38 protein-coding genes and 1 pseudogene are annotated in these 25,645 nt (G+C 59.0%); 37 read left to right on the forward strand and 2 right to left on the reverse strand.

Features of this window, described 5'->3' with window-relative positions; all coding sequences use genetic code 11:
* The 32 genes and pseudogenes from tuf to dsbD all read left to right on the forward strand — a co-directional run.
* Positions 1-255 (forward strand): annotated as a pseudogene (gene tuf / locus P7F28_RS18005) (elongation factor Tu); the annotation flags it as partial.
* Positions 256-396: 141 nt separating this feature from the next.
* Positions 397-708: a 30S ribosomal protein S10 gene (gene rpsJ, locus P7F28_RS18010; protein WP_006998489.1), complete on the forward strand. Its 312-nt coding sequence runs from the start codon at positions 397-399 to the stop codon at positions 706-708.
* Between the two features lie 198 nt (positions 709-906).
* Entirely contained in the window at positions 907-1,566 is a 660-nt protein-coding gene (gene rplC, locus P7F28_RS18015) for a 50S ribosomal protein L3 (RefSeq protein WP_277185935.1), read from the forward strand.
* Positions 1,566-2,186, forward strand: coding sequence for a 50S ribosomal protein L4 (gene rplD, locus P7F28_RS18020; protein ID WP_277185936.1), 621 nt, complete (start codon positions 1,566-1,568; stop codon positions 2,184-2,186). Before rplC ends, rplD begins: the two co-directional genes overlap by 1 nt.
* Positions 2,183-2,497: a 50S ribosomal protein L23 gene (gene rplW / locus P7F28_RS18025; protein ID WP_277185937.1), complete on the forward strand. Its 315-nt coding sequence runs from the start codon at positions 2,183-2,185 to the stop codon at positions 2,495-2,497. Before rplD ends, rplW begins: the two co-directional genes overlap by 4 nt.
* A gap of 2 nt (positions 2,498-2,499) precedes the next feature.
* Complete coding sequence (gene rplB, locus P7F28_RS18030; protein WP_277185938.1) at positions 2,500-3,327, forward strand: 50S ribosomal protein L2; 828 nt, start codon at positions 2,500-2,502, stop codon at positions 3,325-3,327.
* Between the two features lie 10 nt (positions 3,328-3,337).
* Complete coding sequence (rpsS, locus tag P7F28_RS18035) at positions 3,338-3,613, forward strand: 30S ribosomal protein S19 (RefSeq protein ID WP_008343850.1); 276 nt, start codon at positions 3,338-3,340, stop codon at positions 3,611-3,613.
* Between the two features lie 12 nt (positions 3,614-3,625).
* A complete protein-coding gene (rplV, locus tag P7F28_RS18040) occupies positions 3,626-3,955 on the forward strand; it encodes a 50S ribosomal protein L22 (RefSeq protein ID WP_007730533.1) in 330 nt (109 codons plus the stop codon).
* Positions 3,956-3,966: 11 nt separating this feature from the next.
* A complete protein-coding gene (gene rpsC, locus P7F28_RS18045) occupies positions 3,967-4,761 on the forward strand; it encodes a 30S ribosomal protein S3 (protein ID WP_277185939.1) in 795 nt (264 codons plus the stop codon).
* A 2-nt stretch (positions 4,762-4,763) separates the two neighbouring features.
* The gene (gene rplP, locus P7F28_RS18050; RefSeq protein WP_061170924.1) at positions 4,764-5,180 is read left to right on the forward strand and encodes a 50S ribosomal protein L16; all 417 of its coding nucleotides are present in this window, start codon (positions 4,764-4,766) and stop codon (positions 5,178-5,180) included.
* Positions 5,181-5,190: 10 nt separating this feature from the next.
* Entirely contained in the window at positions 5,191-5,385 is a 195-nt protein-coding gene (gene rpmC, locus P7F28_RS18055) for a 50S ribosomal protein L29 (RefSeq protein ID WP_035933103.1), read from the forward strand.
* Positions 5,382-5,654, forward strand: coding sequence for a 30S ribosomal protein S17 (gene rpsQ, locus P7F28_RS18060; protein ID WP_008343854.1), 273 nt, complete (start codon positions 5,382-5,384; stop codon positions 5,652-5,654). The genes rpmC and rpsQ overlap by 4 nt, the downstream gene beginning before the upstream one ends.
* Positions 5,655-5,954: 300 nt before the next feature.
* A complete protein-coding gene (gene rplN / locus P7F28_RS18065; protein ID WP_006998478.1) occupies positions 5,955-6,323 on the forward strand; it encodes a 50S ribosomal protein L14 in 369 nt (122 codons plus the stop codon).
* A 9-nt stretch (positions 6,324-6,332) separates the two neighbouring features.
* Positions 6,333-6,641 (forward strand): 50S ribosomal protein L24, encoded by a 309-nt coding sequence (gene rplX, locus P7F28_RS18070; RefSeq protein WP_277185940.1) that lies wholly within the window; start codon positions 6,333-6,335, stop codon positions 6,639-6,641.
* Positions 6,642-6,654: 13 nt separating this feature from the next.
* Positions 6,655-7,194 carry a 50S ribosomal protein L5 gene (gene rplE / locus P7F28_RS18075; RefSeq protein ID WP_277185941.1) on the forward strand — a complete coding sequence of 180 codons (540 nt, stop codon included), beginning with the start codon at positions 6,655-6,657 and terminating at the stop codon, positions 7,192-7,194.
* Positions 7,195-7,201: 7 nt separating this feature from the next.
* Complete coding sequence (gene rpsN, locus P7F28_RS18080; RefSeq protein WP_016346471.1) at positions 7,202-7,507, forward strand: 30S ribosomal protein S14; 306 nt, start codon at positions 7,202-7,204, stop codon at positions 7,505-7,507.
* Between the two features lie 14 nt (positions 7,508-7,521).
* A complete protein-coding gene (gene rpsH / locus P7F28_RS18085; RefSeq protein WP_035506756.1) occupies positions 7,522-7,917 on the forward strand; it encodes a 30S ribosomal protein S8 in 396 nt (131 codons plus the stop codon).
* A gap of 18 nt (positions 7,918-7,935) precedes the next feature.
* A complete protein-coding gene (gene rplF / locus P7F28_RS18090; protein WP_277185942.1) occupies positions 7,936-8,469 on the forward strand; it encodes a 50S ribosomal protein L6 in 534 nt (177 codons plus the stop codon).
* A gap of 12 nt (positions 8,470-8,481) precedes the next feature.
* Positions 8,482-8,847 carry a 50S ribosomal protein L18 gene (gene rplR / locus P7F28_RS18095; protein WP_008343872.1) on the forward strand — a complete coding sequence of 122 codons (366 nt, stop codon included), beginning with the start codon at positions 8,482-8,484 and terminating at the stop codon, positions 8,845-8,847.
* A gap of 14 nt (positions 8,848-8,861) precedes the next feature.
* Positions 8,862-9,380 (forward strand): 30S ribosomal protein S5, encoded by a 519-nt coding sequence (rpsE, locus tag P7F28_RS18100; protein WP_062608728.1) that lies wholly within the window; start codon positions 8,862-8,864, stop codon positions 9,378-9,380.
* A gap of 10 nt (positions 9,381-9,390) precedes the next feature.
* The gene (rpmD, locus tag P7F28_RS18105) at positions 9,391-9,573 is read left to right on the forward strand and encodes a 50S ribosomal protein L30 (RefSeq protein ID WP_102645119.1); all 183 of its coding nucleotides are present in this window, start codon (positions 9,391-9,393) and stop codon (positions 9,571-9,573) included.
* A gap of 29 nt (positions 9,574-9,602) precedes the next feature.
* Positions 9,603-10,037: a 50S ribosomal protein L15 gene (gene rplO, locus P7F28_RS18110; protein WP_277185943.1), complete on the forward strand. Its 435-nt coding sequence runs from the start codon at positions 9,603-9,605 to the stop codon at positions 10,035-10,037.
* Positions 10,038-10,077: 40 nt separating this feature from the next.
* Positions 10,078-11,427, forward strand: a complete 1,350-nt coding sequence (gene secY, locus P7F28_RS18115) for a preprotein translocase subunit SecY (RefSeq protein WP_277185944.1) — start codon at positions 10,078-10,080, stop codon at positions 11,425-11,427.
* Between the two features lie 6 nt (positions 11,428-11,433).
* The gene (gene infA, locus P7F28_RS18120; protein WP_004521905.1) at positions 11,434-11,652 is read left to right on the forward strand and encodes a translation initiation factor IF-1; all 219 of its coding nucleotides are present in this window, start codon (positions 11,434-11,436) and stop codon (positions 11,650-11,652) included.
* A gap of 21 nt (positions 11,653-11,673) precedes the next feature.
* A complete protein-coding gene (gene rpmJ / locus P7F28_RS18125) occupies positions 11,674-11,790 on the forward strand; it encodes a 50S ribosomal protein L36 (protein ID WP_004199844.1) in 117 nt (38 codons plus the stop codon).
* Positions 11,791-11,831: 41 nt separating this feature from the next.
* Positions 11,832-12,197 carry a 30S ribosomal protein S13 gene (gene rpsM, locus P7F28_RS18130; protein WP_008344037.1) on the forward strand — a complete coding sequence of 122 codons (366 nt, stop codon included), beginning with the start codon at positions 11,832-11,834 and terminating at the stop codon, positions 12,195-12,197.
* Positions 12,198-12,225: 28 nt separating this feature from the next.
* Positions 12,226-12,630: a 30S ribosomal protein S11 gene (gene rpsK, locus P7F28_RS18135; protein ID WP_035506748.1), complete on the forward strand. Its 405-nt coding sequence runs from the start codon at positions 12,226-12,228 to the stop codon at positions 12,628-12,630.
* Between the two features lie 163 nt (positions 12,631-12,793).
* The gene (gene rpsD, locus P7F28_RS18140) at positions 12,794-13,417 is read left to right on the forward strand and encodes a 30S ribosomal protein S4 (protein WP_277185973.1); all 624 of its coding nucleotides are present in this window, start codon (positions 12,794-12,796) and stop codon (positions 13,415-13,417) included.
* A gap of 145 nt (positions 13,418-13,562) precedes the next feature.
* Positions 13,563-14,540: a DNA-directed RNA polymerase subunit alpha gene (rpoA, locus tag P7F28_RS18145; protein ID WP_277185974.1), complete on the forward strand. Its 978-nt coding sequence runs from the start codon at positions 13,563-13,565 to the stop codon at positions 14,538-14,540.
* 138 nt (positions 14,541-14,678) lie between these two features.
* Positions 14,679-15,074 carry a 50S ribosomal protein L17 gene (gene rplQ / locus P7F28_RS18150; RefSeq protein WP_277185975.1) on the forward strand — a complete coding sequence of 132 codons (396 nt, stop codon included), beginning with the start codon at positions 14,679-14,681 and terminating at the stop codon, positions 15,072-15,074.
* A gap of 136 nt (positions 15,075-15,210) precedes the next feature.
* The gene (cutA, locus tag P7F28_RS18155) at positions 15,211-15,543 is read left to right on the forward strand and encodes a divalent-cation tolerance protein CutA (RefSeq protein ID WP_277185976.1); all 333 of its coding nucleotides are present in this window, start codon (positions 15,211-15,213) and stop codon (positions 15,541-15,543) included.
* A complete protein-coding gene (dsbD, locus tag P7F28_RS18160; protein ID WP_277185977.1) occupies positions 15,536-17,335 on the forward strand; it encodes a protein-disulfide reductase DsbD in 1,800 nt (599 codons plus the stop codon). Before cutA ends, dsbD begins: the two co-directional genes overlap by 8 nt.
* Positions 17,336-17,383: 48 nt before the next feature.
* On the opposite strand, the gene hemB is transcribed toward dsbD, so the two are convergent.
* Together hemB and yihA are read right to left on the reverse strand one after the other, a co-directional pair.
* Complete coding sequence (hemB, locus tag P7F28_RS18165) at positions 17,384-18,382, reverse strand: porphobilinogen synthase (RefSeq protein ID WP_277185978.1); 999 nt, start codon at positions 18,380-18,382, stop codon at positions 17,384-17,386.
* A 239-nt stretch (positions 18,383-18,621) separates the two neighbouring features.
* Positions 18,622-19,278 (reverse strand): ribosome biogenesis GTP-binding protein YihA/YsxC, encoded by a 657-nt coding sequence (yihA, locus tag P7F28_RS18170; protein ID WP_277185979.1) that lies wholly within the window; start codon positions 19,276-19,278, stop codon positions 18,622-18,624.
* A gap of 292 nt (positions 19,279-19,570) precedes the next feature.
* Here yihA and P7F28_RS18175 point away from each other — a divergent pair, with 292 nt between their 5' ends.
* The 5 genes from P7F28_RS18175 to msrQ all read left to right on the forward strand — a co-directional run bounded on the left by P7F28_RS18175 (position 19,571) and on the right by msrQ (position 25,612).
* Positions 19,571-20,245 (forward strand): cytochrome c, encoded by a 675-nt coding sequence (locus tag P7F28_RS18175; protein WP_277185980.1) that lies wholly within the window; start codon positions 19,571-19,573, stop codon positions 20,243-20,245.
* A 177-nt stretch (positions 20,246-20,422) separates the two neighbouring features.
* Positions 20,423-22,657, forward strand: coding sequence for a cytochrome c biogenesis protein ResB (locus P7F28_RS18180; protein WP_277185981.1), 2,235 nt, complete (start codon positions 20,423-20,425; stop codon positions 22,655-22,657).
* Between the two features lie 4 nt (positions 22,658-22,661).
* Positions 22,662-23,867: a c-type cytochrome biogenesis protein CcsB gene (gene ccsB, locus P7F28_RS18185; protein WP_277185982.1), complete on the forward strand. Its 1,206-nt coding sequence runs from the start codon at positions 22,662-22,664 to the stop codon at positions 23,865-23,867.
* A gap of 137 nt (positions 23,868-24,004) precedes the next feature.
* The gene (gene msrP / locus P7F28_RS18190; protein WP_277185983.1) at positions 24,005-24,988 is read left to right on the forward strand and encodes a protein-methionine-sulfoxide reductase catalytic subunit MsrP; all 984 of its coding nucleotides are present in this window, start codon (positions 24,005-24,007) and stop codon (positions 24,986-24,988) included.
* Between the two features lie 3 nt (positions 24,989-24,991).
* Positions 24,992-25,612, forward strand: a complete 621-nt coding sequence (gene msrQ / locus P7F28_RS18195) for a protein-methionine-sulfoxide reductase heme-binding subunit MsrQ (RefSeq protein WP_277185984.1) — start codon at positions 24,992-24,994, stop codon at positions 25,610-25,612.
* The last annotated feature ends 33 nt before the right edge of the window (positions 25,613-25,645 follow it).

Here is a 25,645-nt window from a genome sequence, read left to right on the forward strand (position 1 = left end):
GTGCTGAGCAAGGACGAAGGCGGCCGTCACACGCCGTTCTTCAACAACTACCGTCCGCAGTTCTACTTCCGTACGACGGACGTGACGGGCTCGATCGAGCTGCCGAAGGACAAGGAAATGGTGATGCCGGGCGACAACGTGTCGATCACGGTCAAGCTGATCAACCCGATCGCCATGGAAGAAGGTCTGCGCTTCGCTATCCGTGAAGGCGGTCGTACCGTCGGCGCCGGTGTCGTGGCTAAGATTATCGAGTAATATATCGGGCTTGCCTGATAGGTATTAGGTAGTTGTAGTACCCGACCGGGACTGGGCGTTCGCTCTCCGCGAATGCCCAGTCCCACGCTCTTTTGCCCAATGTGCGGTGCAACACCGCCTCGCTCTTTCCAAGGAATTGTCATGCAAAACCAAAAAATCCGCATTCGTCTGAAGGCTTTCGACTATCGCCTGATCGATCAATCGGCAGCCGAAATCGTCGATACGGCGAAGCGGACTGGCGCAATCGTCCGTGGCCCGGTGCCGCTGCCGACGCGTATTCAGCGTTTTGACATCCTGCGTTCGCCGCACGTCAACAAGACGTCGCGCGATCAGCTCGAAATCCGTACCCACCAACGCCTGATGGACATCGTCGATCCGACGGACAAGACCGTCGATGCGCTGATGAAGCTCGATCTGCCGGCTGGCGTGGACGTCGAAATCAAGCTGCAGTAAGTCTCAAAAACTTCGTCGGAGCGTCTGACGAAGCTAAGTCATTGATTGGTTGCGGAAAACGAAAAGCCTTGTTATACTCCAAGGCTTTTCCGCGTCCATGCATGCGGAAATGAATGAAATGGCCTGCCCAGTCTCCCGTGACGCAGCCGGCATTTGTAAATCAGCCCCGACCAATCGCAGTTGGGAATGGAGAAAACGATGAGCCTTGGACTCGTAGGTCGCAAGGTTGGCATGACCCGTATCTTCACGCCTGAGGGGGATTCGATCCCCGTCACCGTGCTGGACGTGTCGGACAACCGCGTGACGCAGATCAAGACCGTTGAAACGGATGGTTATACCGCCGTTCAGGTTGCATTCGGTGCTCGCCGCGCATCGCGCGTGACGAAGCCGTTGGCGGGTCACCTCGCCAAAGCCGGCGTTCAAGCCGGTGAAGTCCTCAAAGAATTCCATGTCGATACCGCCAAGGCAGGTGAGCTGTCGAACGGCGCCGTCATCGGTACGGACATTTTCGAAGTCGGCCAGAAAGTTGACGTGCAAGGCACGTCGATCGGTAAGGGTTATGCCGGCACGATCAAGCGCTACAACTTCGCCTCGGGTCGCGCAACGCACGGTAACTCGCGTTCGCACAACGTCCCGGGTTCGATCGGTATGGCGCAGGATCCGGGTCGTGTGTTCCCGGGTAAGCGCATGACGGGTCACCTCGGTGACGAGACCGTCACGGTCCAGAATCTCGAAATCGCCCGCATTGACGCTGAGCGCAGCCTGCTGCTCGTCCGCGGTGCTGTTCCGGGTGCGAAGGGCGGCAAGGTCTTCGTGACCCCGGCCGTCAAGACGCGTGCTGTGAAAGGAGCGAAATAATGGAACTTAAGCTCCTGAATGCCAATGGTCAGGAAGGTGCTGGCGTGAACGCATCGGACGTCGTGTTCGGTCGCGATTACAACGAAGCCCTGATTCACCAGGTCGTGGTCGCTTATCAAGCGAACGCACGCAGCGGCAACCGCGCGCAGAAGGATCGCGAGCAGGTCAAGCACACCACCAAGAAGCCGTGGCGCCAGAAGGGTACGGGCCGTGCTCGTGCCGGTATGTCGTCGAGCCCGTTGTGGCGTGGCGGTGGTCGTATTTTCCCGAACTCGCCGGAAGAAAACTTCTCGCACAAGGTCAACAAGAAGATGCATCGCGCGGGTCTCCGCTCGATCTTCTCGCAGTTGGCTCGCGAAGGCCGTATCTCGGTGGTGGAAGAGCTGACGCTCGAAGCGCCGAAGACCAAGCTGCTAGCTGAAAAATTCAAGGCGATGGGTCTCGAGTCCGTGTTGGTCATCACCGATACGGTCGACGAAAACCTGTACCTCGCGTCGCGCAACCTGGCCAATGTGGCGGTTGTCGAGCCGCGTTACGCCGACCCGCTCTCGCTGATCTACTTCAAGAAAGTGCTGATCACGAAGGCTGCGGTCGCTCAGATCGAGGAGTTGCTGTCATGAGCGAAGTTCGCAAAAACGATCATCGTTTGATGCAAGTTCTGCTCGCGCCGGTGATCTCCGAAAAGGCGACGCTGGTTGCCGACAAGAACGAACAAGTTGTGTTCGAAGTCGCACCGGACGCCACGAAGCAGGAAGTTAAGGCTGCTGTCGAGCTGCTGTTCAAGGTCGAAGTCAATTCCGTCAACGTGCTTGTCACCAAGGGCAAGCAAAAGCGCTTCGGCCGTCACATGGGCAAGCGCAAGGACGTGAAGAAGGCGTATGTCTGCCTGAAGCCCGGCCAGGAAATCAACTTTGAAGCGGAGGCCAAGTAATCATGGCAATCGTGAAAGTTAAGCCGACCTCGCCGGGTCGCCGCGCGATGGTCAAGATCGTCAACAAGGATCTGCATAAGGGCAAGCCGCACGCAGCGCTGCTCGACTCGCAATCCAAGTCGGCGGGCCGTAACAACAACGGCCGTATCACCACGCGTCACCAGGGTGGTGGTCATAAGCAGCACTATCGTATCGTCGATTTCCGTCGCAACAAGGACGGCATTCCGGCAAAGGTCGAGCGTCTTGAGTACGACCCGAACCGTAGCGCGAACATTGCGCTGGTTCTGTACGCAGACGGCGAGCGTCGCTACATCATCGCGCCGAAGGGCGTGGCGGTTGGTGCGCAGCTGATGTCCGGTTCGGAAGCGCCGATCCGTGCAGGCAACACCCTGCCGATCCGCAACATCCCGGTCGGTACGACGATCCACTGTGTCGAAATGCTGCCGGGCAAGGGCGCGCAAATGGCGCGTTCGGCTGGTACGTCCGCCATGCTGCTGGCTCGCGAAGGCGTCTACGCTCAAGTGCGTCTGCGCTCCGGTGAAATCCGCCGCGTGCACGTCGAGTGCCGCGCGACGATCGGTGAAGTTGGCAACGAAGAGCACAGCCTCCGTCAAATCGGTAAGGCAGGCGCGAACCGCTGGCGCGGTATCCGTCCGACGGTGCGTGGCGTTGCAATGAACCCGGTCGATCACCCGCACGGCGGTGGTGAAGGTAAGACGGCTGCAGGTCGCGATCCGGTGAGCCCGTGGGGCACGCCGACGAAGGGTTATCGCACCCGTAGCAACAAGCGCACGACGACAATGATCGTCCAGCGCCGTCACAAGCGTTAAGGAGTAGGCAATGACACGTTCTGCTAAAAAAGGTCCGTTCTGCGACGCTCATTTGCTGAAGAAGGTTGAGGCGGCTGCATCGACGCGCGACAAGAAGCCTATCAAGACTTGGTCGCGTCGTTCGACGATCCTGCCGGACTTCATCGGTCTGACGATCGCTGTTCACAACGGCCGTCAACACGTTCCGGTGTATGTCACGGAAAACATGGTCGGCCATAAGCTTGGCGAGTTCGCATTGACCCGTACGTTCAAGGGTCACGCAGCCGACAAGAAGGCCAAGAAATAAGGGGCTATCAAGATGGAAGTGAAAGCAATTCATCGCGGTGCCCGCATCTCGGCGCAGAAGACGCGCCTTGTGGCTGACCAGATCCGTGGTCTGCCGGTCGACAAGGCGCTGAACGTTCTGACGTTCTCGCCGAAGAAGGCGGCGGGTATCGTTAAGAAGGTCGTGCTGTCTGCGATCGCGAATGCGGAGCACAACGAAGGTGCTGATATCGACGAGCTCAAGATCACGAGCATCTACGTCGACAAGGCAGCTTCGCTGAAGCGTTTCACCGCGCGCGCTAAGGGTCGCGGTAACCGCATCGAGAAGCAATCCTGTCACATCACTGTGACGGTCGGGAATTAAGGAGCCATACGATGGGACAGAAAATTCATCCGACTGGCTTCCGTTTGGCCGTCAGCCGCAATTGGGCGTCGCGTTGGTACGCGAACAACAACAATTTCGCGGCGATGTTGCAGGAAGACATCGGTGTTCGTGAATACCTGAAGAAGAAGCTGAAGAACGCTTCGGTTGGCCGCGTCGTTATCGAGCGTCCGGCGAAGAACGCGCGCATCACGATTTACAGCTCGCGTCCGGGCGTTGTCATCGGCAAGAAGGGTGAAGACATCGAATCGCTGAAGGCCGAGCTGCAGAAGCGCATGGGCGTTCCGGTTCACGTCAACATCGAAGAAATCCGCAAGCCGGAAACCGATGCTCAGCTCATCGCTGACTCGATCACGCAACAGCTCGAACGCCGGATCATGTTCCGTCGTGCGATGAAGCGTGCGATGCAGAACGCGATGCGTCTTGGTGCTCAAGGCATCAAGATCATGAGCGCGGGCCGTCTGAACGGTATTGAAATCGCTCGTACTGAGTGGTATCGCGAAGGTCGCGTGCCCCTCCATACGCTGCGTGCAGATATCGACTACGCGACCTCGGAAGCGAAGACGACGTACGGCATCATCGGCGTGAAGGTGTGGGTCTACAAGGGCGACACCCTCGGTCGTAACGACGCGCCGGTCGTGGAAGAAGTCGCGGAAGAAAAGCGTCCGCGCCGTAACGCACGTCCGGGTGGCGATCGCCGTCCGCGTCGTGATGGCGAAGGCGGCGGTCCGGCAGGTGCACGCCGTGGCGGCCCCCGTCGTGGCGGTGACGCTAAGACTGGAGAATAACGATGCTGCAACCGAAACGCAGAAAGTATCGCAAAGAGCAGAAGGGTCGTAACACCGGCAAGGCGACGCGCGGCAACGCAGTGTCGTTCGGTGAATACGGTCTGAAGGCTATCGGTCGCGGCCGTTTGACCGCGCGCCAGATCGAAGCGGCACGTCGTGCAATGACGCGTCACATCAAGCGTGGCGGCCGGATCTGGATCCGCATTTTCCCGGACAAGCCGATTTCGCAAAAGCCGGCCGAAGTACGTATGGGTAACGGTAAGGGTAACCCGGAGTACTACGTCGCTGAAATTCAACCGGGCAAGATGCTGTACGAAATGGACGGTGTCACCGAAGAACTGGCGCGCGAAGCGTTCCGTCTGGCTGCAGCCAAGCTGCCGCTGAAGACGTACTTCGTCGTTCGTCAGCTCGGCGCCTAAGGAGTAAATGATGAAGGCATCCGAACTTCACCAGAAAGACCAGGCCGCGCTCAACAAAGAGCTGACGGACCTGCTGAAGGCGCAATTCGGCCTGCGCATGCAACTCGCGACCCAGCAGCTCACGAACACGAGCCAGCTGAAGAAGGTTCGTCGCGACATCGCACGTGTGCGGACCGTCCTGACTGAGAAGGCGAACCAGAAATGAACGATAGCGTAAAAACCTCGCTCAAGCGGACGCTGGTCGGCAAGGTCGTCAGCAACAAGATGGACAAGACGGTCACCGTTCTCGTCGAGCACCGCGTGAAGCACCCGATCTACGGCAAGTACGTCGTGCGTTCCAAGAAGTACCACGCGCACGATGACGCGAACACGTACAACGAAGGCGATCTCGTCGAAATCCAGGAAACTCGTCCGATTTCGAAGACGAAGGCCTGGGTTGTGTCGAAGCTGGTTGAAGCGGCTCGCGTGATCTGAAGTAGCTGTAATACGGCGATGTGGCAAGCAGTAGCATCGCAGTAAGATTTTGCTTGTAAGACCGGGATTATTTGTTATAATCTCGGTCTTCCCTCTTTGTGGGAGCCCCGTCGCGGGCGAAGTTGGTGGGGGAAGCCGGTGCGGGCGCCAGCCTGTATCGACAGATTCACCGGATTGCGATGGCGGGTTTCGTCTGCCGTTGCTGCCTGTTCTAACCCAAGCAGCCATTTGGCTGACGGGACCAAGACTGACCGGCTGTGCCATGGTGGTGCAATCGGATTAAGTTGGGAAAGATAAACCATGATCCAGACCGAAACTCGGCTTGAAGTGGCCGACAACACGGGTGCGCGTGAAGTCATGTGCATCAAGGTGCTCGGCGGCTCGAAGCGTCGTTACGCAAGCATTGGCGACATCATCAAGGTGACCGTCAAGGAAGCGACGCCGCGCGGACGCGTGAAAAAGGGCGAAATTTACAACGCCGTGGTCGTTCGTACGGCCAAGGGCGTGCGTCGCCAGGACGGCTCGCTGATCAAGTTCGACGGCAACGCCGCCGTTCTGCTGAACACCAAGCTCGAGCCCATCGGCACGCGTATTTTCGGGCCGGTGACGCGTGAACTGCGTAGCGAACGATTCATGAAGATCGTTTCGCTTGCGCCCGAAGTGCTGTAAGGAGTCGCGATGAATAAGATTCGCAAGGGTGACGAAGTTATCGTCATCACCGGCAAAGACAAAGGCAAGCGTGGCACCGTGCTGGCCGTTGCGGAAGAGCATGTGACTGTCGAGGGTATCAACCTCGTCAAGAAGCATGTGAAGCCGAACCCGATGAAGGGTACGACGGGCGGTGTGGAAGCCAAGACGATGCCGCTGCATATTTCGAACGTCGCGCTCGTCGACGCGAATGGCAAGGCATCGCGTGTCGGCATCAAGGTCGAAGACGGCAAGAAGGTTCGCTTCTTGAAGTCGACCGGCGCCACGCTTAACGCCTGAGCGGAGTTAAATAATGGCTCGTCTGCAAGAGTTTTATAAAGAAAAGGTTGTGCCGCAACTTATCGAAAAGTTCGGCTACAAGTCTGTCATGGAAGTGCCGCGCATCACCAAGATCACCCTGAACATGGGCCTTGGCGAAGCCGTCGCTGACAAGAAGATCATCGAAAACGCCGTGGGCGACCTGACGAAGATTGCTGGCCAGAAGCCGGTTATCACGAAGGCGCGCAAGGCAATCGCAGGCTTCAAGATTCGTCAGGGCTACCCGATCGGCGCGATGGTTACGCTGCGCGGCCAAGCGATGTACGAATTCCTCGATCGTTTCGTGACGGTCTCGCTCCCCCGTGTGCGTGACTTCCGTGGCGTGTCGGGCCGTGCATTCGACGGTCGTGGCAACTACAACATCGGTGTGAAAGAGCAGATCATTTTCCCCGAAATCGACTACGACAAGATCGACGCGCTGCGTGGGCTGAACATCAGCATCACGACTACCGCGAAGACTGACGATGAAGCAAAGGCGCTGCTCGCCGGCTTCAAGTTCCCGTTCAGAAACTGAGGTTACCGTGGCTAAACTGGCACTGATCGAACGTGAAAAGAAGCGCGCGCGTCTGGCAGCCAAGTACGCTCCCAAGCGTGCTGAGCTGAAGGCTGTGATCGACGATGCAAGCAAGTCGGACGAAGAGCGTTATTTCGCACGTCTGGCGCTGCAACAACTGCCGCGTAACTCGAACCCCACTCGCAAGCGTAACCGCTGCGCGATCACGGGTCGTCCGCGTGGCACGTTCCGCAAGTTCGGACTCGCGCGTGGCAAGATCCGCGAAATCGCATTCCGCGGCGAAATCCCTGGCCTCACCAAGGCGAGCTGGTAATAGGAGAAACATAAATGAGCATGAGTGATCCTATCGCCGATATGCTGACTCGCATCCGCAATGCGCAGATGGTCGAGAAAGTTTCGGTGACTATGCCCTCGTCGAAAGTCAAGGTTGCGATTGCGCAGGTTTTGAAGGACGAAGGTTATATCGACGATTTCGCGGTTAAGGCTGAAGGCGCGAAGATCGAATTGAATATCGCGTTGAAGTACTACGCTGGCCGTCCGGTTATCGAGCGCCTCGAGCGTGTTTCGAAGCCTGGTCTGCGTGTGTACCGCGGTCGCAACGACATTCCGCAGGTCATGAATGGCCTCGGCGTTGCAATCGTCTCGACGCCGAAGGGTGTGATGACCGACCGTAAGGCGCGCCAGAACGGCGTCGGCGGCGAAGTCATCTGCTACGTCGCTTAACGCCTAAGGAGAAGAAACATGTCTCGAGTAGGTAAAAGCCCGATCGCGCTGCCGCAAGGCGCCGAAGTGGCCATCAAGGGCGACGTTATCACCGTGAAGGGTCCGCTGGGCACGATCTCGCAACCGGCTAACAAGCTGGTGACCGTGACCAACGACAACGGCACGTTGAACCTGGCTCCGACGGATGAAAGCCGCGAAGCAAACGCGATGTCTGGCACGATGCGCGCCCTGGTGGCGAACATGGTGCACGGCGTTACCAAGGGTTTCGAGCGCAAGCTGACGCTGGTTGGCGTCGGTTATCGTGCGCAAGCGCAAGGCGACAAGCTGAACCTGTCGCTGGGTTTCTCGCACCCCGTGGTGCACCAGATGCCGGAAGGCGTCAAGGCTGAAACCCCGTCGCAGACCGAAATCGTGATCAAGGGGATCGACAAGCAGAAAGTCGGACAGACCGCAGCAGAAGTGCGCGGCTATCGTCCGCCTGAGCCGTACAAGGGCAAGGGCGTGCGTTATTCCGACGAGGTCGTGATCCTCAAAGAAACGAAGAAGAAGTAAGGGTGCGCAATCATGGATAAGACTCAATCTCGCCTGCGCCGCGCTCGTCAGACGCGTATCAAGATCGCTGAGCTGCAGGTTCCGCGTCTGGCCGTGCATCGCACGAATACGCATATCTACGCGCAAGTGTTCTCGGCATGTGGCACGAAGGTCGTGGCTAGCGCCTCGACGCTCGAAGCTGAAGTGCGTGCAGAACTGGCCGACAAGTCGGGCAAGGGTGGCAACGTCAACGCTGCTACCCTGATCGGCAAGCGTATCGCTGAAAAGGCCAAGGCTGCCGGCATCGAATCCGTCGCCTTTGACCGCTCGGGTTTCCGCTACCACGGCCGCGTGAAGGCGCTGGCTGATGCGGCGCGCGAAGCCGGGCTCAAGTTCTAAGGGAAGAATTCGTCATGGCAAAGATGCAAGCGAAAGTTCAGGCTGACGAACGCGACGACGGCCTGCGCGAAAAGATGATCGCGGTCAACCGCGTGACCAAGGTTGTGAAGGGTGGCCGTATTCTCGGCTTCGCCGCACTGACCGTGGTTGGCGACGGTGATGGCCGCGTGGGCATGGGCAAGGGCAAAGCGAAGGAAGTTCCGGTCGCCGTTCAAAAGGCAATGGAACAGGCCCGCCGCAACATGTTCAAGGTGCCCCTGAAGAACGGCACGCTGCAACACGAAGTGCACGGTAAGCACGGCGCATCCGCAGTCCTCCTCGCTCCGGCGAAGGATGGTACGGGCGTGATCGCTGGCGGCCCGATGCGCGCAGTGTTCGACGTGATGGGCGTGCAAAACGTTGTGGCCAAGAGCCACGGTTCGACGAACCCGTACAACCTCGTTCGCGCCACGCTGGACGGTCTGCGCAAGCAGTCGACCCCGGCTGACATCGCGGCGAAGCGTGGTAAGTCCGTCGAAGACATTCTGGGCTAAGGTGGTCACCATGTCTGATAAAACTGTCAAGGTTCAGCTCGTCAAGAGCCTGATCGGGACCCGCGAATCGCACCGCGCTACGGTGCGTGGCCTCGGCCTGCGTCGCCTGAACTCGGTCTCCGAGCTGCAGGACACGCCGGCAGTGCGCGGGATGATCAACAAGGTCTCGTACCTCGTTAAGGTCATCGCCTAAGCGCGACCTACGGATCCAAGGAGTTGAACATGGAATTGAATAACCTGAAGCCGGCAGAAGGCGCGAAGCACGCTAAGCGTCGCGTCGGTCGCGGCATCGGTTCGGGCCTCGGCAAGACCGCAGGTCGCGGTCACAAGGGTCAGAAATCGCGTTCGGGCGGCTTTCACAAAGTCGGCTTCGAAGGCGGTCAGATGCCTCTGCAGCGTCGTCTGCCGAAGCGCGGCTTCACCTCGCTGACGAAGGAATTCGTTGGTGAAGTGCGCCTTGCTGATCTGGAAAAGCTGCCGGTCGACGAAATCGATCTGTTGGCGCTGAAGCAAGCGGGTCTGGTCGGTGAGCTCATCAAGAGCGCAAAGATCATCAAGACCGGCGAAATCAGCCGCAAGATCACGGTGAAGGGCCTGACGGCAACGAAGGGCGCCCGTGCTGCAATCGAAGCCGCTGGCGGCTCGTTCGCAGAGTAACTGGCTCCGCCGTTACTAGCACTAGCATCGGAGAAGGTTCTTGGCTAACAGCCCGAGTCTCGCAAAACCCGGTCGAAGCGCGGCGAAGTTCGGCGATCTGCGCAAGCGTGCAGTGTTTCTGCTGCTTGCGTTGATTGTCTACCGCATTGGTGCGCACATTCCGGTTCCCGGCATCGATCCGGACCAACTGGCTAAGCTGTTCCAAAGCCAGTCAGGCGGCATCCTGGGCATGTTCAACATGTTCTCGGGTGGCGCACTGTCCCGGTTCACGATCTTTGCGCTGGGCATCATGCCCTACATTTCGGCGTCGATCATCATGCAGTTGCTGTCGATCGTATCGCCGCAAATGGAGGCCTTGAAGAAGGAAGGGCAGGCAGGACAACGGAAGATCACGCAGTACACGCGTATCTTCACGGTGGTTCTGGCGACCTTTCAGGCGTTCGGTATAGCAGTCGCGCTGGAAAACCAGCCGGCTCTGGTTCTGGACCCCGGCATGGTGTTCCGGCTGACGGCGGTCGTCACGCTGGTGACGGGCACGATGTTCCTGATGTGGCTCGGCGAGCAGATCACGGAGCGCGGTCTCGGCAACGGTATCTCGATCATCATCTTCGGTGGTATCGCGGCAGGCTTCCCGAATGCAATCGGTGGTCTGTTCGAGCTGGTTCGCACCGGTTCGATGAGCATCATCTCGGCGATCATCATCGTCGCGCTGATTGCGGCGGTCACGTATCTGGTCGTGTTCATTGAACGCGGTCAGCGCAAGATCCTCGTGAACTACGCGAAGCGCCAGGTCGGTAACAAGATTTACGGCGGACAGTCGTCCCATCTGCCGCTGAAGTTGAACATGTCGGGTGTGATTCCGCCGATCTTCGCGTCGTCGATCATCCTTTTCCCGGCAACCATCCTAAACTGGTTCAGTTCGGGTACGCGGACCAATTGGTTTGCAAACACGCTGCACAACGTGGCTGAGGCGTTGAAACCCGGTCAACCTGTGTACGTGCTGCTGTATGCGTTGGCGATCGTCTTCTTCTGCTTCTTCTACACCGCGTTGGTGTTCAACAGCCGTGAGACCGCCGACAACTTGAAGAAGAGCGGTGCATTCGTTCCGGGTATCCGTCCGGGCGATCAGACTGCACGGTATATCGACCGCATCCTCACGCGTTTGACGCTGGCCGGTGCGATCTACATCGTGTTTGTGTGCTTGTTGCCTGAGTTTCTGGTGTTGCGCTGGAACGTGCCGTTTTATTTTGGTGGAACGTCGCTGCTGATCATTGTCGTCGTCACGATGGACTTTATGGCGCAGGTGCAGTCGTACGTGATGTCGCAACAATATGAGTCGCTGCTCAAGAAGGCTAACTTCAAGGGCGGCAACAACGTCCCGATGCGCTAATAAGTTATGGCCAAAGACGATGTAATCCAGATGCAGGGTGAGGTCATCGAAAACCTCCCCAACGCTACTTTCCGGGTGAAGTTGGAAAATGGCCATGTCGTACTGGGACACATATCCGGAAAGATGCGGATGCACTACATCCGCATCCTGCCGGGCGACAAGGTTACGGTTGAATTGACGCCTTACGATCTGTCTCGTGCGCGGATCGTGTTCCGGGCGAAGTGATTTAGAAAAAAGGGTAATATCATGAAAGTGATGGCATCGGTTAAGCGCATTTGCCGCAATTGCAAGATCATCAAGCGCAAGGGCGTTGTGCGCGTGATTTGCAGCTCTGATCCGCGCCACAAACAGCGTCAAGGCTGAACGCCGCGCTTTTGCTTGCGCTTTTTGTTTGAGGAAAAACAATGGCTCGTATCGCAGGGGTTAACATCCCGAATCACCAGCATACCGAGATCGGCCTGACGGCAATCTTCGGCATCGGACGCACGCGTTCGCGCGGCATTTGCACCGCTGCTGGTGTGGAATTTTCGAAGAAGGTCAAGGACCTCACCGACGCAGACCTCGAAAAGCTGCGTGACGAAGTGGGCAAGTTCATCGTCGAAGGCGACCTGCGTCGTGAAGTGACGATGAATATCAAGCGCCTGATGGACTTGGGTTGCTACCGCGGCATGCGCCATCGCAAGGGTCTGCCCCTGCGTGGCCAGCGTACGCGTACGAACGCACGCACCCGTAAGGGTCCGCGTCGTGCAGCGCAATCGCTGAAGAAGTAAGCGGAACTGACAGTTACAGGAAAACGTAATGGCTAAGGCTTCGAACAACTCCGCGGCGCAACGCGTTCGCAAGAAGGTCAAGAAGAACGTCGCCGAGGGCGTGGTTCACGTTCACGCGTCGTTCAACAACACCATTATCACGATCACCGACCGTCAAGGTAACGCGCTGGCATGGGCGACCTCGGGTGGCCAGGGTTTCAAGGGCTCGCGTAAATCGACGCCGTTTGCAGCTCAGGTCGCAGCGGAATCGGCTGGCCGCGTGGCATTGGAATACGGCGTGAAGAACCTCGAAGTGCGGATCAAGGGCCCCGGTCCTGGCCGTGAATCGGCGGTGCGCGCGCTGCATGGTCTTGGCATCAAGATCACCGCGATCTCCGACGTGACGCCGGTCCCGCACAACGGCTGCCGTCCGCCGAAGCGCCGTCGTATCTAAACATACGTCGACGCTGCCGCATGTTTCCTGTCGATGCGAAAGCATCGGCGGGTTTCGTGCGTTATGTAGTTTTGACTAAGCCCACCGTTCGACCCAAGAGGTTCGGACTAGCGCAGACTCAGGTTAATCCAAAGTTTGCGTGATCAATATTTAAGGATGCAAAGTGGCACGCTATACCGGTCCCAAAGCAAAACTGTCCCGCCGTGAAGGCACTGACCTGTTCCTGAAGAGCGCGCGCCGCTCGCTCGCCGACAAGTGCAAGCTCGACAGCAAGCCCGGCCAGCACGGCCGCATCTCGGGCGCGCGTACGTCCGACTACGGCACCCAATTGCGCGAAAAGCAAAAAGTGAAGCGTATTTACGGCGTGCTGGAACGTCAGTTCCGCCGCTACTTCGCTGAAGCTGACCGCCGCAAGGGTCCGACGGGCGAAAACCTGCTGCAATTGCTCGAGTCGCGTCTCGACAACGTCGTGTATCGCATGGGCTTTGGCTCGACGCGCGCTGAAGCACGTCAGCTCGTGAGCCACAAGTCGATCATGGTGAACGGCCAAGTCGCGAACATCCCGTCGCTGCAAGTGAAGTCGGGCGACGTCGTCTCCGTGCGTGAGCAGTCGCGCAAGCAGGTTCGTATCGTCGAAGCGCTGTCGCTGGCTGAGCAAGGTGGCATGCCGAGCTGGGTGTCGGTCGATGCGAAGAAGTTCGAAGGTACGTTCAAGTCGATGCCGGAACGTAGCGATATCGCTGGCGACATCAACGAAAGCCTTATCGTCGAATTGTATTCGCGTTAATCGCGCGGCTAACCGCGCGGTAACCGGATTGACAGCCGGGGACCCTCGTTGCTCACGCAAGGGGCAACCTCGGCTGTTTATTTTCAGGTTGTTACCGGTCAGCCTTATCGGCGTAACGTGCCGAGGGTATTGAAAAGGAAAACCTATGCAAACCAGTTTGTTGAAGCCCAAGATCATTGCAGTTGAATCGCTTGGCGAAAGCCACGCGAAGGTGGTTATGGAGCCGTTTGAACGCGGCTATGGCCACACCTTGGGTAACGCGCTTCGGCGCGTGCTGCTGTCGTCGATGATCGGCTACGCGCCGACCGAAGTGACGATCGCAGGCGTCGTGCACGAATACTCGACGCTCGATGGTGTGCAAGAGGATGTGGTCAACCTGCTGTTGAACCTGAAGGGCGTCGTCTTCAAGCTGCATAACCGCGACGAAGTCACGGTGACGCTGCGCAAGGAAGGCGAAGGCGTTGTCACGGCCGGCGATATCGAACTCGCGCATGACTGCGAGATCATCAACCCGGATCACGTGATCGCGCATCTGTCGAAGGGCGGCAAGCTCGACGTGCAAATCAAGGTCGAAAAGGGCCGCGGCTATGTGCCGGGCAACGTGCGTCGTTACGGCGAAGAGTCGGCCAAGATCATCGGCCGTATCGTGCTGGATGCGTCGTTCTCGCCGGTTCGCCGCGTGAGCTATGCCGTGGAAAGCGCGCGTGTCGAACAGCGTACCGACCTCGACAAGCTCGTGATGAATATCGAAACCAACGGTGTGATTTCGCCGGAAGAAGCGATCCGTCAATCGGCGCGTATTCTGGTCGATCAACTGTCGGTGTTCGCCGCGCTGGAAGGCACGGAAGCCGCTGCTGAAGCGCCGTCGCGTGCTCCGCAGATCGATCCGATCCTGCTGCGCCCGGTCGATGACCTCGAACTTACGGTTCGTTCCGCGAACTGCCTGAAGGCCGAGAACATCTACTACATCGGCGATCTGATCCAGCGTACGGAAAACGAACTGCTGAAGACGCCGAATCTGGGCCGCAAGTCGCTGAACGAAATCAAGGAAGTCTTGGCTTCGCGCGGTCTGACGCTCGGTATGAAGCTCGAAAACTGGCCGCCGGCTGGTCTCGACAAGTAATAGCAGAGTCGCAAGCGTTACTGGCAAAGACGCGGATTTTCCTTTAGAATCCGCGTCTTGCTTTTTCTCCGACCGGCCCGTGCGTCCATTTGGAACGCAATAGAAGAGCTGGCTCTAAACTCGTAAAAGGAACTGAAAATGCGTCATAAGCATGGTCTGCGGAAACTGAACCGCACGAGCAGCCATCGTCTGGCAATGCTCCGCAATATGTCGAATTCGCTCATCGAGCACGAAGTCATCAAGACGACGCTGCCGAAGGCCAAGGAACTGCGTAAGGTTGTCGAGCCCCTCATCACGCTGGGCAAGAAGCCGTCGCTGGCGAACCGTCGTCTGGCGTTCAATCGCCTGCGCGATCGTGATTCCGTCACGAAGCTGTTCGAAGTCCTCGGCCCGCGCTACGCGAACCGTCCGGGCGGCTACCTCAGCATCCTGAAGTTCGGTTTCCGTGTTGGCGACAACGCGCCGATGGCACTGGTCCAACTGATGGATCGTCCGGAAGTCGAAGAGACTGAAGAAGTCACGGAAGCGGAATAACTTCCCTCCAGCTTCACACAGAAAGGCCAAGCTTAGCTTGGCCTTTTTGCTTTTTTGCGCACGTCGGTCCATCAAGGTGCGCGACAGCCGCCGATGCTACGATAGAGCCGATTTGCCGCTTTCCTCGGAGTATCGATTGAACGTCCCTGTTGTTCTGATGCTGACCACGCTGCCTGATGCCGACGCGGCGAATGCGCTCGCGCAAGCTGTGCTCGACGCGCGACTCGCCGCGTGTGTGACGAACCTTGGCGCGGTGGCATCGCAATATCATTGGAAAGGCGTGCTGGAGTCGTCGAGCGAAGTGCAATTGATGTTCAAAACGAGCGTCGCACGGAGTGACGATTTGCAGCGCTTCGTCGAAACCCGGCATCCCTATGAAACGCCCGAAATCCTGTTCTGGCAGGTCGATGCATCGTCAGCGTACGGACAATGGGTCAATGCAGAAACGCAGCGTCCTCTTCATGTTTGAATTTCCCCGATTCCTCGCGGCAATCCTGCTTTTTTTCGCGGCACTGAGCGGCACCGCGGCCGCAGCCGACGATTTCCTCGATCCCGCTGTCGCCTTTAAATTCAGCGCGTCGGAGCAGCCAGGCGAAGTCGATGTTCGATACAAAATCGCCGACGGTTACTACATGTACCGCGAGCGTTTCGCCTTCGCGGTGAAAAGCGGCGACGCGACTATCGGCGAGGCGCAGTTGCCGGCGGGCAAGGTTCATTTCGATCAGACGTTCAATAAGGATGTCGAGACGTATCGCGGCGAGTTGCTGATCCGGATTCCGGTCAAGCAGGCGAAGGGGCCGTTCGAGTTGTCGGTGACGTCGCAAGGCTGCGCGGATCAGGGCATCTGCTATCCGCCGATGGAGCGCACTTATCGCGTTAAGGGCGATGCGTTGCAAGCGGCGGGCGCGAAAGCATCGGTAACGACGAATAGCGATCAATCCTGGTTCGAGCGCGCGACGAGCGCCGACTACGCTCAGTCGATGCTTGAAGGCGGCGGTTTCTTCACCGTGATTGGTTTGTACTTCCTCGCGGGCATGGTGCTGAGCCTTCTGCCATGCTCCTATCCGATGATCCCGATTCTTTCGGCGATCATCATTGGCGAGGGCGCGCGCGTGACGCGGGCGCGCGGCTTTGCGTTGTCGGTGTCGTATGTGGTCGGGGTGGCGCTGGTTTATACGGCGCTCGGTGTGGCGGCGGCGCTCGTCGGGCAGAGTCTGGGCGCATGGTTGCAGAACCCGTGGGTGCTTGGCGCGTTCGGCGTCTTGCTGACCGCGTTTGCGGTGACGCTGATTTCGGGCGTCGATATCGTGATTCCGGAGCATTGGCAGAGCGGCGTGAATCAGGCATCGCAGAAGCGCTCGGGCGGGAAGTTTGCGGCTGTCGCTGTGATGGGCGCGCTGTCGGCGCTTGTCGTTGGTGCGTGCATGACTGCGCCGTTGTTTGCGGTGCTTGCGTTCATCGCGCATACGGGAAACGCGGTGCTGGGCGGCGCAGCGTTGTTTGCGATGGGCATCGGACTTGGTGTGCCCTTGCTCATCATCGGACTCGGCGCGGGTTCTATTCTGCCGCGCGCAGGCGTCTGGATGGACGGCGTCAAAGTGTTCTTCGGCGTGATCTTGCTGGCGGCGGCGTTGTGGATCGTGTGGCCGGTGTTGGGTGGCGTCGCGCAGATGTTGCTCGCGGCGCTTTGGCTGCTGATCGCTGCGGCATCGCTCGGACTGTTCGGCGCGCTTCAGTCGGCGAATGTCTGGAAGCGGCTCGGACGGGGGCTCGGTGCTGCGCTCGCAATCTGGGCTGCTGCCGTGCTCGTCGGTCTCGCGGCGGGCTCGACGGAACCGTTGCGGCCGCTCGCCGTATTCGCATCGAAAGGCGCTGCAGCGACGGCGACGCAGCAGACGCAAGGGCCGACGTTCGCGCCCGTGCGTTCATCGGCGGAACTGGATTCGGCGGTCAAAGCCGCAGCGCGGCCCGCAATGCTCGATTTCTACGCCGACTGGTGCGTATCGTGCAAAGAAATGGAGAACCTGACGTTCTCCGATGCCCGCGTGCAAGCGCGCCTCGCGCAACTCAACTTGCTACGCGCCGACGTCACCGCCAACAACGCAGACGACCAAACGCTACTCAAGCGTTTCAAGCTGTTCGGTCCACCCGGCATCATCTTTTTCGATGCGCAGGGCAACGAAGTAGCGCGCGTAGTCGGCTACGAATCGGCGGATACGTTTTTGAAGAGCCTGGACAAAGTCGGCCCATCGAACGGATAAAAAAAGGCGATGCACACGCATCGCCTTTCGCAGTAGCACCACAACGAATCAAACAGAAGCGCGAATAATCCGCGCCGCATCCAGCGCAAAGTACGTCAACACGCCGTCCGCGCCCGCGCGCTTGAACGCCAGCAGCGCTTCCATCATCACCTTGTCGTGATCGATCCAGCCGTTTTGCGCGGCGGCCTTGATCATCGCGTACTCGCCGCTCACCTGATACGCATACGTCGGAAAGCGGAACTCGTCCTTCACGCGACGCACGATATCCAGATACGGCATGCCCGGCTTGACCATCACCATGTCTGCGCCTTCTTCGATATCCATACGCACTTCGCGCATGGCTTCATCCGAATTGGCCGGGTCCATCTGATACGTCATCTTGTTGCTCTTGCCGAGATTCGCAGCCGAGCCGACGGCATCGCGGAACGGGCCATAGAACGCCGACGCGTACTTCGCCGCGTAAGCCATGATGCGCGTATGAATGTGGTCATCGCTCTCCAGCATCTCGCGGATCGCGCCGATGCGCCCGTCCATCATGTCCGAAGGCGCGACGATATCCACGCCCGCTTCCGCCTGCACACGCGCCTGCTCGACGAGGATCTCGCTGGTTTCGTCGTTCTTGACATAGCCCGTTTCATCGAGCACGCCGTCCTGACCGTGGCTCGTGTACGGATCGAGCGCGACATCGGTGAGCACGCCGAGCGTCGGGAAGTTCTTTTTCAGCTCGCGCACGGCGCGCGGAATCAGCCCTGCGCGATTGATGGCTTCGATACCGTCCGGCGTTTTCAGCGACGGCTCGATCGCCGGAAACAGCGACAACACCGGCACGCCGAGTTCCACGCATTGCTCCGCGACTTTCATCAGCAGATCGACGGACGTGCGCTCGACGCCGGGCATCGACGGAACGCTTTGACGCACATTCGTGCCTTCGACGATGAAGACCGGATAAATGAGGTCGTTGGTGGTGAGGACGTTCTCGCGCATCAGACGGCGCGTGAAGTCATCGTGGCGCATGCGGCGCGGACGATGGTGGGGATAGAAGCTCATTTTCGAGTCGAATTCCGTGGTCAACAGGAGGTGGGGAAAACGCGCTTCTGAATGCGTCCCAAAGGGCGCCGAGCCTTGCTGGATATGCCTTCGGCCGCATCTGAAACCGTTTTGAGACAATGGTATATCATACCGATCGAGTCAGGCGTTTGCCGTCCGGCTCCCCGCTTCTCCTCCCTGAGCGGGTGCCTGTCGCTATTGGACAAGGCTGTTAACCCGCCGTACCGCGGCGGGTTTTTTTATGACTGCGCAGCCTCGTCCGACGCGTCTTCCTTCGGCGCGATCCAGCTTTCGATCAGCTCGTGCGCCTCATCCAGACCGACACGCTTCATCGCCGAGAAGAGCTGCACGGTCAGTTCGCCGCGATAGCCCGCGTCCGTGTATTCCTTGAGCGACTTCTGCGTCGCGCGCAGGGAATTTGTCATTTCCTGTCGCGTCAATTTGTCGCATTTTGTGAGAAGCGCGTGGATGGGTTTTCCCGTCGGCGCGAACCAGTCGATCATGATGCGATCCAGATCCGTGAGCGGACGGCGCGAATCCATCATCAGGATCATGCCGCGCAATTGCGCGCGGCTTTGCAGATACGTGGACAGCAGACGCTGCCAGTGTTCCTTCGCCGCGCCCGGCACTTCGGCGTACCCGTAGCCGGGAAGATCGACGAGATAGCCCGCCGGCTCGTCCTGCGGGCCGACCGAGAAGTAATTGATGTGCTGCGTGCGGCCCGGCGTCTTACTGGCGAACGCGAGGCGCTTCTGATTGCAGAGCACGTTGATCGCCGTCGATTTCCCCGCGTTCGAGCGTCCGCCAAAAGCGATTTCCGGCTGCGGCGTAGGCGGCAGATCGCGCAGATGATTGACGGTGGTGAAGAAGCGGGATTGGTGGAGCAGAAATGACATTGGGCGGCCCGATCAGAGTAGCTGCGAAAACTGAAGCCTTGAGAACCCGGCAAATACTGGGCATGCCCCGACTGGCGTCTTTGCGTGTAGCGGGTTATTGTACAATACGACGGATTTTTCAAGACCCGTAAGGGCATGAAGGACCCAGCCGCAGGCCAGGCCCATAAAGGAGCGAGACGGTATTCAGGGTGATTTTTGAGCCCTTTCGTTCGGGTATCTTGCGGCGAAAATCCAGCGCCGTCGTTTTCTGCAGAACCTCACATTCTCACAAGACGAAAAACAGGGTACGCGAATGAACCGACTGTACAGGTCTCTGGTAACTCTTCGGGCAGCGGCGGCTTTCGGTGCAGGTTTCAGCGGTTTAGCAATAGCGGTATCGGTGAATGCGGCAGAGCCCGCGCAGCCGGCCAAGCCGGATGTGACGCGGGGCCAGGCCATCGCCACGCAGGTGTGCGCCGCGTGTCACGCAGCGGACGGCAACAGCGCCGGCGCCGCGTTTCCCAAGCTGGCGGGCCAGCACGCGGAATACATCGTCAAGCAGTTGAAGGATTACAAGACGCAACCGGGCGCAAAAGCACCCGCGCGTAACAATCCGATCATGGCGGGCATCGCAGGTGCGCTGAGCGATCAGGACATGGTGAACGTCGCGGCTTACTTCGCGTCGCAGAAGACCAAGCAAGGTTATGCGCGCGACAAGAACGACGTCGCGCTGGGTCAGAAGATTTATCGCGGTGGCATTGCGGACAAGGGCGTGCCGGCGTGCGCCGCGTGCCACGGTGCAACGGGCATGGGCATTCCGGTGCAGTATCCGCGGCTGTCGTGGCAGTGGGGCGATTACACCGTCGCCCAGGTGAACGCCTTCGCATCGGGGCAACGTAACAACAGTGAGCCGATGCACGCCATCTCCTCGCGTTTGAACGAAGCGGAGATGAAGGCGGTGGCAGACTATATCGCCGGATTGCACTAAAGCATCAAGCAGCGTCCAGCGGTTCTCGGCAGCAGACAAGAGAATCGCCCATACTACGAAGCTGGTCCCAGATAGTTCGGGAGGCCGGCAAGAAAACAAGAAAAGGGTGGGACGTCGGTCGATCAGACCGCTTGCGTCTCCACCCTTTTTTGCTGTCAGTCGTCAGTCGGAGTTTGAATGAGCGTCACCACATCGGGAATGCAGTCGAAGTCAGGCCGTCGCGCCATGCGGCATTTCGTCGAACTCGTCAGTTCGATGCGCTTCGCCATCGCGCTGCTGGTCGTGCTGGCAATTGCCAGCATCATCGGTACGGTGCTTACGCAGGACGATCCGTATCCCAACTACGTCAATCAGTTTGGCCCGTTCTGGGCGGATATTTTCCGTGGTCTGAGCATCTACACCGTGTATAGCGCATGGTGGTTCATGCTGATCCTGATCTTCCTCGTAATTTCGGTATCGTTGTGCGTGATTCGCAATGGCCCGAAGATGATCGCGGACATGAAGAGCTGGAAGGATCGCGTGCACGAAGGCAGCCTGCGCGCGTTCCATCACAAGGGCGAATTCGTGGTCGCGGCGGATCGCGCGCAGACTACGGCGACGCTCGAACGTCTGACCGCGAAGATGGGGTATCGCACGGTCACGCGGCAGATGGATTCCGGCGCGACGCTGATCGCGGGCAAGCGCGGCGCGTTGACGAAGATCGGCTATATCTCGGCGCATTTGGCGATCGTCGTGATTTGTCTGGGCGGTTTGCTCGACAGCAATCTGCCGATCAAGCTGCAAATGTGGCTCTTCAACAAGACGCCGATCAACAGTAACGCGGTCATCAACGACATTTCGGCGGATCACCGTCTATCGACGTCGAATCCGACTTTCCGTGGCTATGCATGGGTGCCGGAAGGCCAGTACGTCGGCACCGCGATTCTGAATCAACCGGCCGGTTCGATCATTCAGGACTTGCCGTTCTCCATTCAGCTCAACAAGTTCATCGTCGATTACTACTCGACTGGTATGCCCAAGCTGTTCGCCAGCGATATCGTCGTGATCGATCACAAGACGGGCAAGCGCATTCCGGCGCGCGTCGAAGTGAACAAGCCGTTCACGTATGACGGCGTGTCCATCTTCCAGTCGAGTTTTCAGGACGGCGGCTCGAAGCTCGATATGACCGCGTGGCCCATGACCGGCAGCAGCACGAAAACCGTGCCGTTCAGCGGCACGATCGGCGGATCGGCGCCGCTTACCGCGCAGATTCCCGGCTCGAAGGGCGAAACCATCGAATTCGCCGATTTCCGTGCGATCAACGTCGAAAATATGACGGACGGCAACGGTGCGCCGGACGCGCGCGGCGTCGGCAAGAAGGAAACCCTGCGCGATGCGTTCGACGAACGCTTAGGCTCCGGCGCGAAAACCTCGAAGCCGACCGATCTGCGCAATATCGGCCCGTCGATCCAATACAAAGTGCGCGGCTCGGACGGCCAGGCGCGCGAATACAGCAACTACATGCTGCCCGTCGATGTCAGCGGTCAGCGCATGTTCCTCGCCGGTATGCGCCTCAGCCCGAACGATCCGTTCCGCTATCTGCGCATTCCCGCCGACGATCAAAGTACCGTCAAACAATGGATGGACCTGCGCGCCGCGCTCGAAACGCCCGCGATGCGCGCTGAAGCGGCTCATCGTTTCGCGCTGCGCTCCGTGCCGCAGGAAAGCGGCGAACTGCAGAAGCATCTGGAAGAGAGCGCGAATCGCGTGCTGAATCTGTTCGCAGGCGCGGACGAAGACGGCAAGCCGGACGCCAATCCGCAGATCAATGGCGGATTCCAGGCGGTCGCGGGTTTCATCGACAAATCGGTGCCGAAGGGCGAGCAGGAAAAAGCCGCCGGTCTGCTGATGCGCATGCTCGAAGGCGCGATGTGGGACGTCTGGCAGATTTCGCGCGAGCAGAACGGCCAGCCGCCCGCGAAGGTCGATGAAAAGAATACGGCGTTCGTACAAGCGTCCATCAATGCGCTTTCTGACAGCTTTCTGTACGGTTCTCCGGTCTTCCTGCAACTGGACAACTTCAAGCAGGTGCAAGCTTCGGTATTCCAGTTGACACGCGCACCGGGTAAAAATCTGGTGTATCTTGGCAGCCTTCTGCTCGTCGCCGGCATCTTTTCGATGTTTTACGTGCGTGAACGCCGGCTCTGGTTCTGGCTCAAAGAGTCGCAGCAGGGCGGCGCGACCGTCCTGATGGCGATGTCCACGGCACGCAGAACGCTGGACTACGAGAAGGAATTCGTGCGCACGCGTGCGCAGATCGCGGCGGCGCTCGGAGCATCGCCGGTCGAGTCGGCCGAGACATCGTCCACGCCCGGTGCATCCGGCGCGCATACGCAATCCGAGGCGTCGAGCCCGGAAGTTTCATCACGGTAAGATCATGGACCTCACACAGACATCCTCCCAGCCGTCCGCCAAGCCGCAACGCCCGGCGACCGGCAGCGTTCCCGAATTCGCCGCGTTCGATGATCGTCCGTTCTGGCGCAAGCTGAGCGCGATCGACTGGCTGTTCGCCCTCGCGATGGTCGCAGGCGCGGGTTTCGCGCTGAATCGCTATCACGCGTACATGGACGTGTACGACATGGCCGTGCTGATCGGCGCGGTGCCGACTTTCGTCGTGCTCGGCTGGCGATGGAAACCGGCGCGGCTGCTGATTGCATCGATGGCGGTGTTGTCGCTGTTCTCCATCCAGCTTTATCAGCACGATCTCGCGCGCGCCGAGACGAACTTCTTCCTCAAGTACTTCCTGTCCAGCCAGTCCGCAATCTTGTGGATGAGCGCGTTGTTTATCCTCGCGACGCTGTTCTACTGGATCGGCCTGTTGTCGCGCTCGGCCACGGGCGGCGCAATCGGTTCGCGCATGACGTGGGTCGCGGTGCTGATGGGCTTCACCGGCCTGATGGTGCGCTGGTACGAGTCGTACATGATCGGCTCGGACGTCGGCCATATTCCGATCTCGAACCTGTACGAAGTGTTCGTGCTGTTCTGCCTGATCACGTCGCTGTTCTATCTCTACTACGAGCAGCATTACGCGACGCGGCAAATGGGCGCGTTCGTGCTGCTGGTGATCAGCGCGGCCGTCGGCTTCCTGATGTGGTATTCGATCGCGCGTGACGCGCAGCAGATTCAGCCGCTGGTTCCGGCGCTGCAAAGCTGGTGGATGAAGATTCACGTTCCGGCCAACTTCATCGGTTACGGCAGCTTTGCGTTATCGGCGATGGTGTCCGTCGCGTATCTCGCCAAGCAGCGAGGCTTCCTCGCCGACCGTCTGCCGTCGCTCGAAGTGCTCGACGACGTGATGTACAAATCCATCGCGGTCGGTTTCGCGTTCTTCACCATCGCGACGATTCTCGGCGCGCTGTGGGCGGCCGAAGCGTGGGGCGGTTACTGGAGCTGGGACCCGAAGGAAACGTGGGCGCTGATCGTCTGGCTGAACTACGCGGCGTGGCTCCACATGCGTCTGATGAAGGGACTGCGTGGCGCGGCGGCGGCGTGGTGGGCGTTGACCGGTCTGATCGTGACGACGTTCGCTTTCCTCGGCGTGAACATGTTCCTGTCGGGGCTGCATAGTTACGGCAAACTTTGAGCGCACGTTGCAACGCGTTCGAGAAGAAAACCGCCACGCGCTGCGCTGGCGGTTTTTTTTTCGCCTCGCGATGGAATACTGGCATCCGAACTGCTGTTTCAACGTATTGAATAGAGAAAGGCTTCGGGGAAATCGACATGTGGATCAAACGGAATCGATACGGCGACGACATCGCGAGTCATGAAATCACGCCACGCGATGTGTTCGAGAATCGGCGGCGCGCGCTGCGTTCGATCGGCGCGCTGGCCGCAAGCGGATTCGCCAGCGCAAGCGGCCTCGCGCACGCGACGCTCACATCGCCCGATGCGAAAGGGCAAAAGCTCGCTGCGACCACGAACGCAAAATTCGTCGCGCTCGACAAACCGACGCCGCTCAAAGACATCACCAGCTACAACAACTTCTACGAGTTCGGCACCGACAAGGGCGATCCCGTCGAGCACGCGAAGACGCTGCGTCCGCGTCCGTGGAAAGTGTCGGTGGAGGGCGCGATCAAGAATCCGAAGGTCTACGATCTCGACGAGTTGCTCAAGCTCTCGCCGCTCGAAGAACGCATCTATCGGCTGCGCTGCGTGGAAGGCTGGTCGATGGTGATTCCGTGGATCGGCGTTTCGCTGTCGGAACTGATCAAGCGCGCGGAACCCACGGGCAGCGCGAAATACGTGCAATTCATCTCGCTCGCCGATCCATCGCAAATGCCCGGCTTGTCCACGCCGATTCTCGATTGGCCGTATTCCGAAGGCCTGCGCATGGACGAAGCGATGAACCCGCTCACGCTGCTGACCGTCGGCTTGTACGGCGAAGTGCTGCCGAATCAGAACGGTGCGCCGGTGCGCGTGGTCGTGCCGTGGAAATACGGCTTCAAGAGCGCGAAGTCGCTGGTGAAAATCCGCTTCGTCGAGAAGCAGCCGCCGACGAGTTGGAACACGTACGCGCCGAGCGAATACGGCTTCTATTCGAACGTGAACCCGAATGTCGATCATCCGCGCTGGAGTCAGGCGACGGAGCGGCGTATCGGCGAGGACGGGTTTTTTACGCCGAAGCGCAAGACGCTGATGTTCAACGGTTATGGCGATCAGGTCGCGTCGATGTACGCGGGCATGGACCTGAAGAAGAATTTCTGAGCGATGTCGTCTGCATCTGAAATCAAAAGCGCGCGGGTCGTACCGGTGAAAGTGATCGTGTTTATCGCGATGCTTTTTCCGCTCGCGCGTATCGTGCTGTTTGGCGTGACGGATCGGCTGGGCGCGAATCCGATCGAGTTCATCACGCGATCGACGGGTTTGTGGACGCTGGTTTATCTGTGCATCACGCTCGCCATTACGCCGGTGCGCCGCATGACCGGCATCAACGCACTCGCACGCTTTCGACGCATGATCGGCTTGTACGCGTTCTTTTTCGCCGTGCTGCACTTCACCACGTATATCTGGTTCGACAAATGGTTCGATGTCGCCGCGATGATCAAGGACATCGGCAAGCGGCCATTTATCACGGTCGGTTTCGCTGCGTTCGTGTTGCTGATTCCGCTCGCGATCACTTCACCGAAAGCGATGGTCCGCAAACTCGGCCGCAAATGGGCGACGCTGCATCGTTTGATCTATCTGATTGCCGTGCTCGCGATCCTGCATTTCTGGTGGATGAAAGCAGGCAAGCACGATTTCGCGTTGCCGAAGATTTACGGCGCAATCGTGATCGCGCTGCTCGGCTGGCGCGTGATTGCGTGGCTGCTGCGAAAGCGACGCGCGTAAAAAAAGCGATGCTTTTTAGGGCATCGCTTTTTC

It is taken from the genome of Caballeronia sp. BR00000012568055, assembly GCF_029439455.1.
In the GTDB taxonomy this organism is placed as follows: Bacteria; Pseudomonadota; Gammaproteobacteria; order Burkholderiales; family Burkholderiaceae; genus Caballeronia.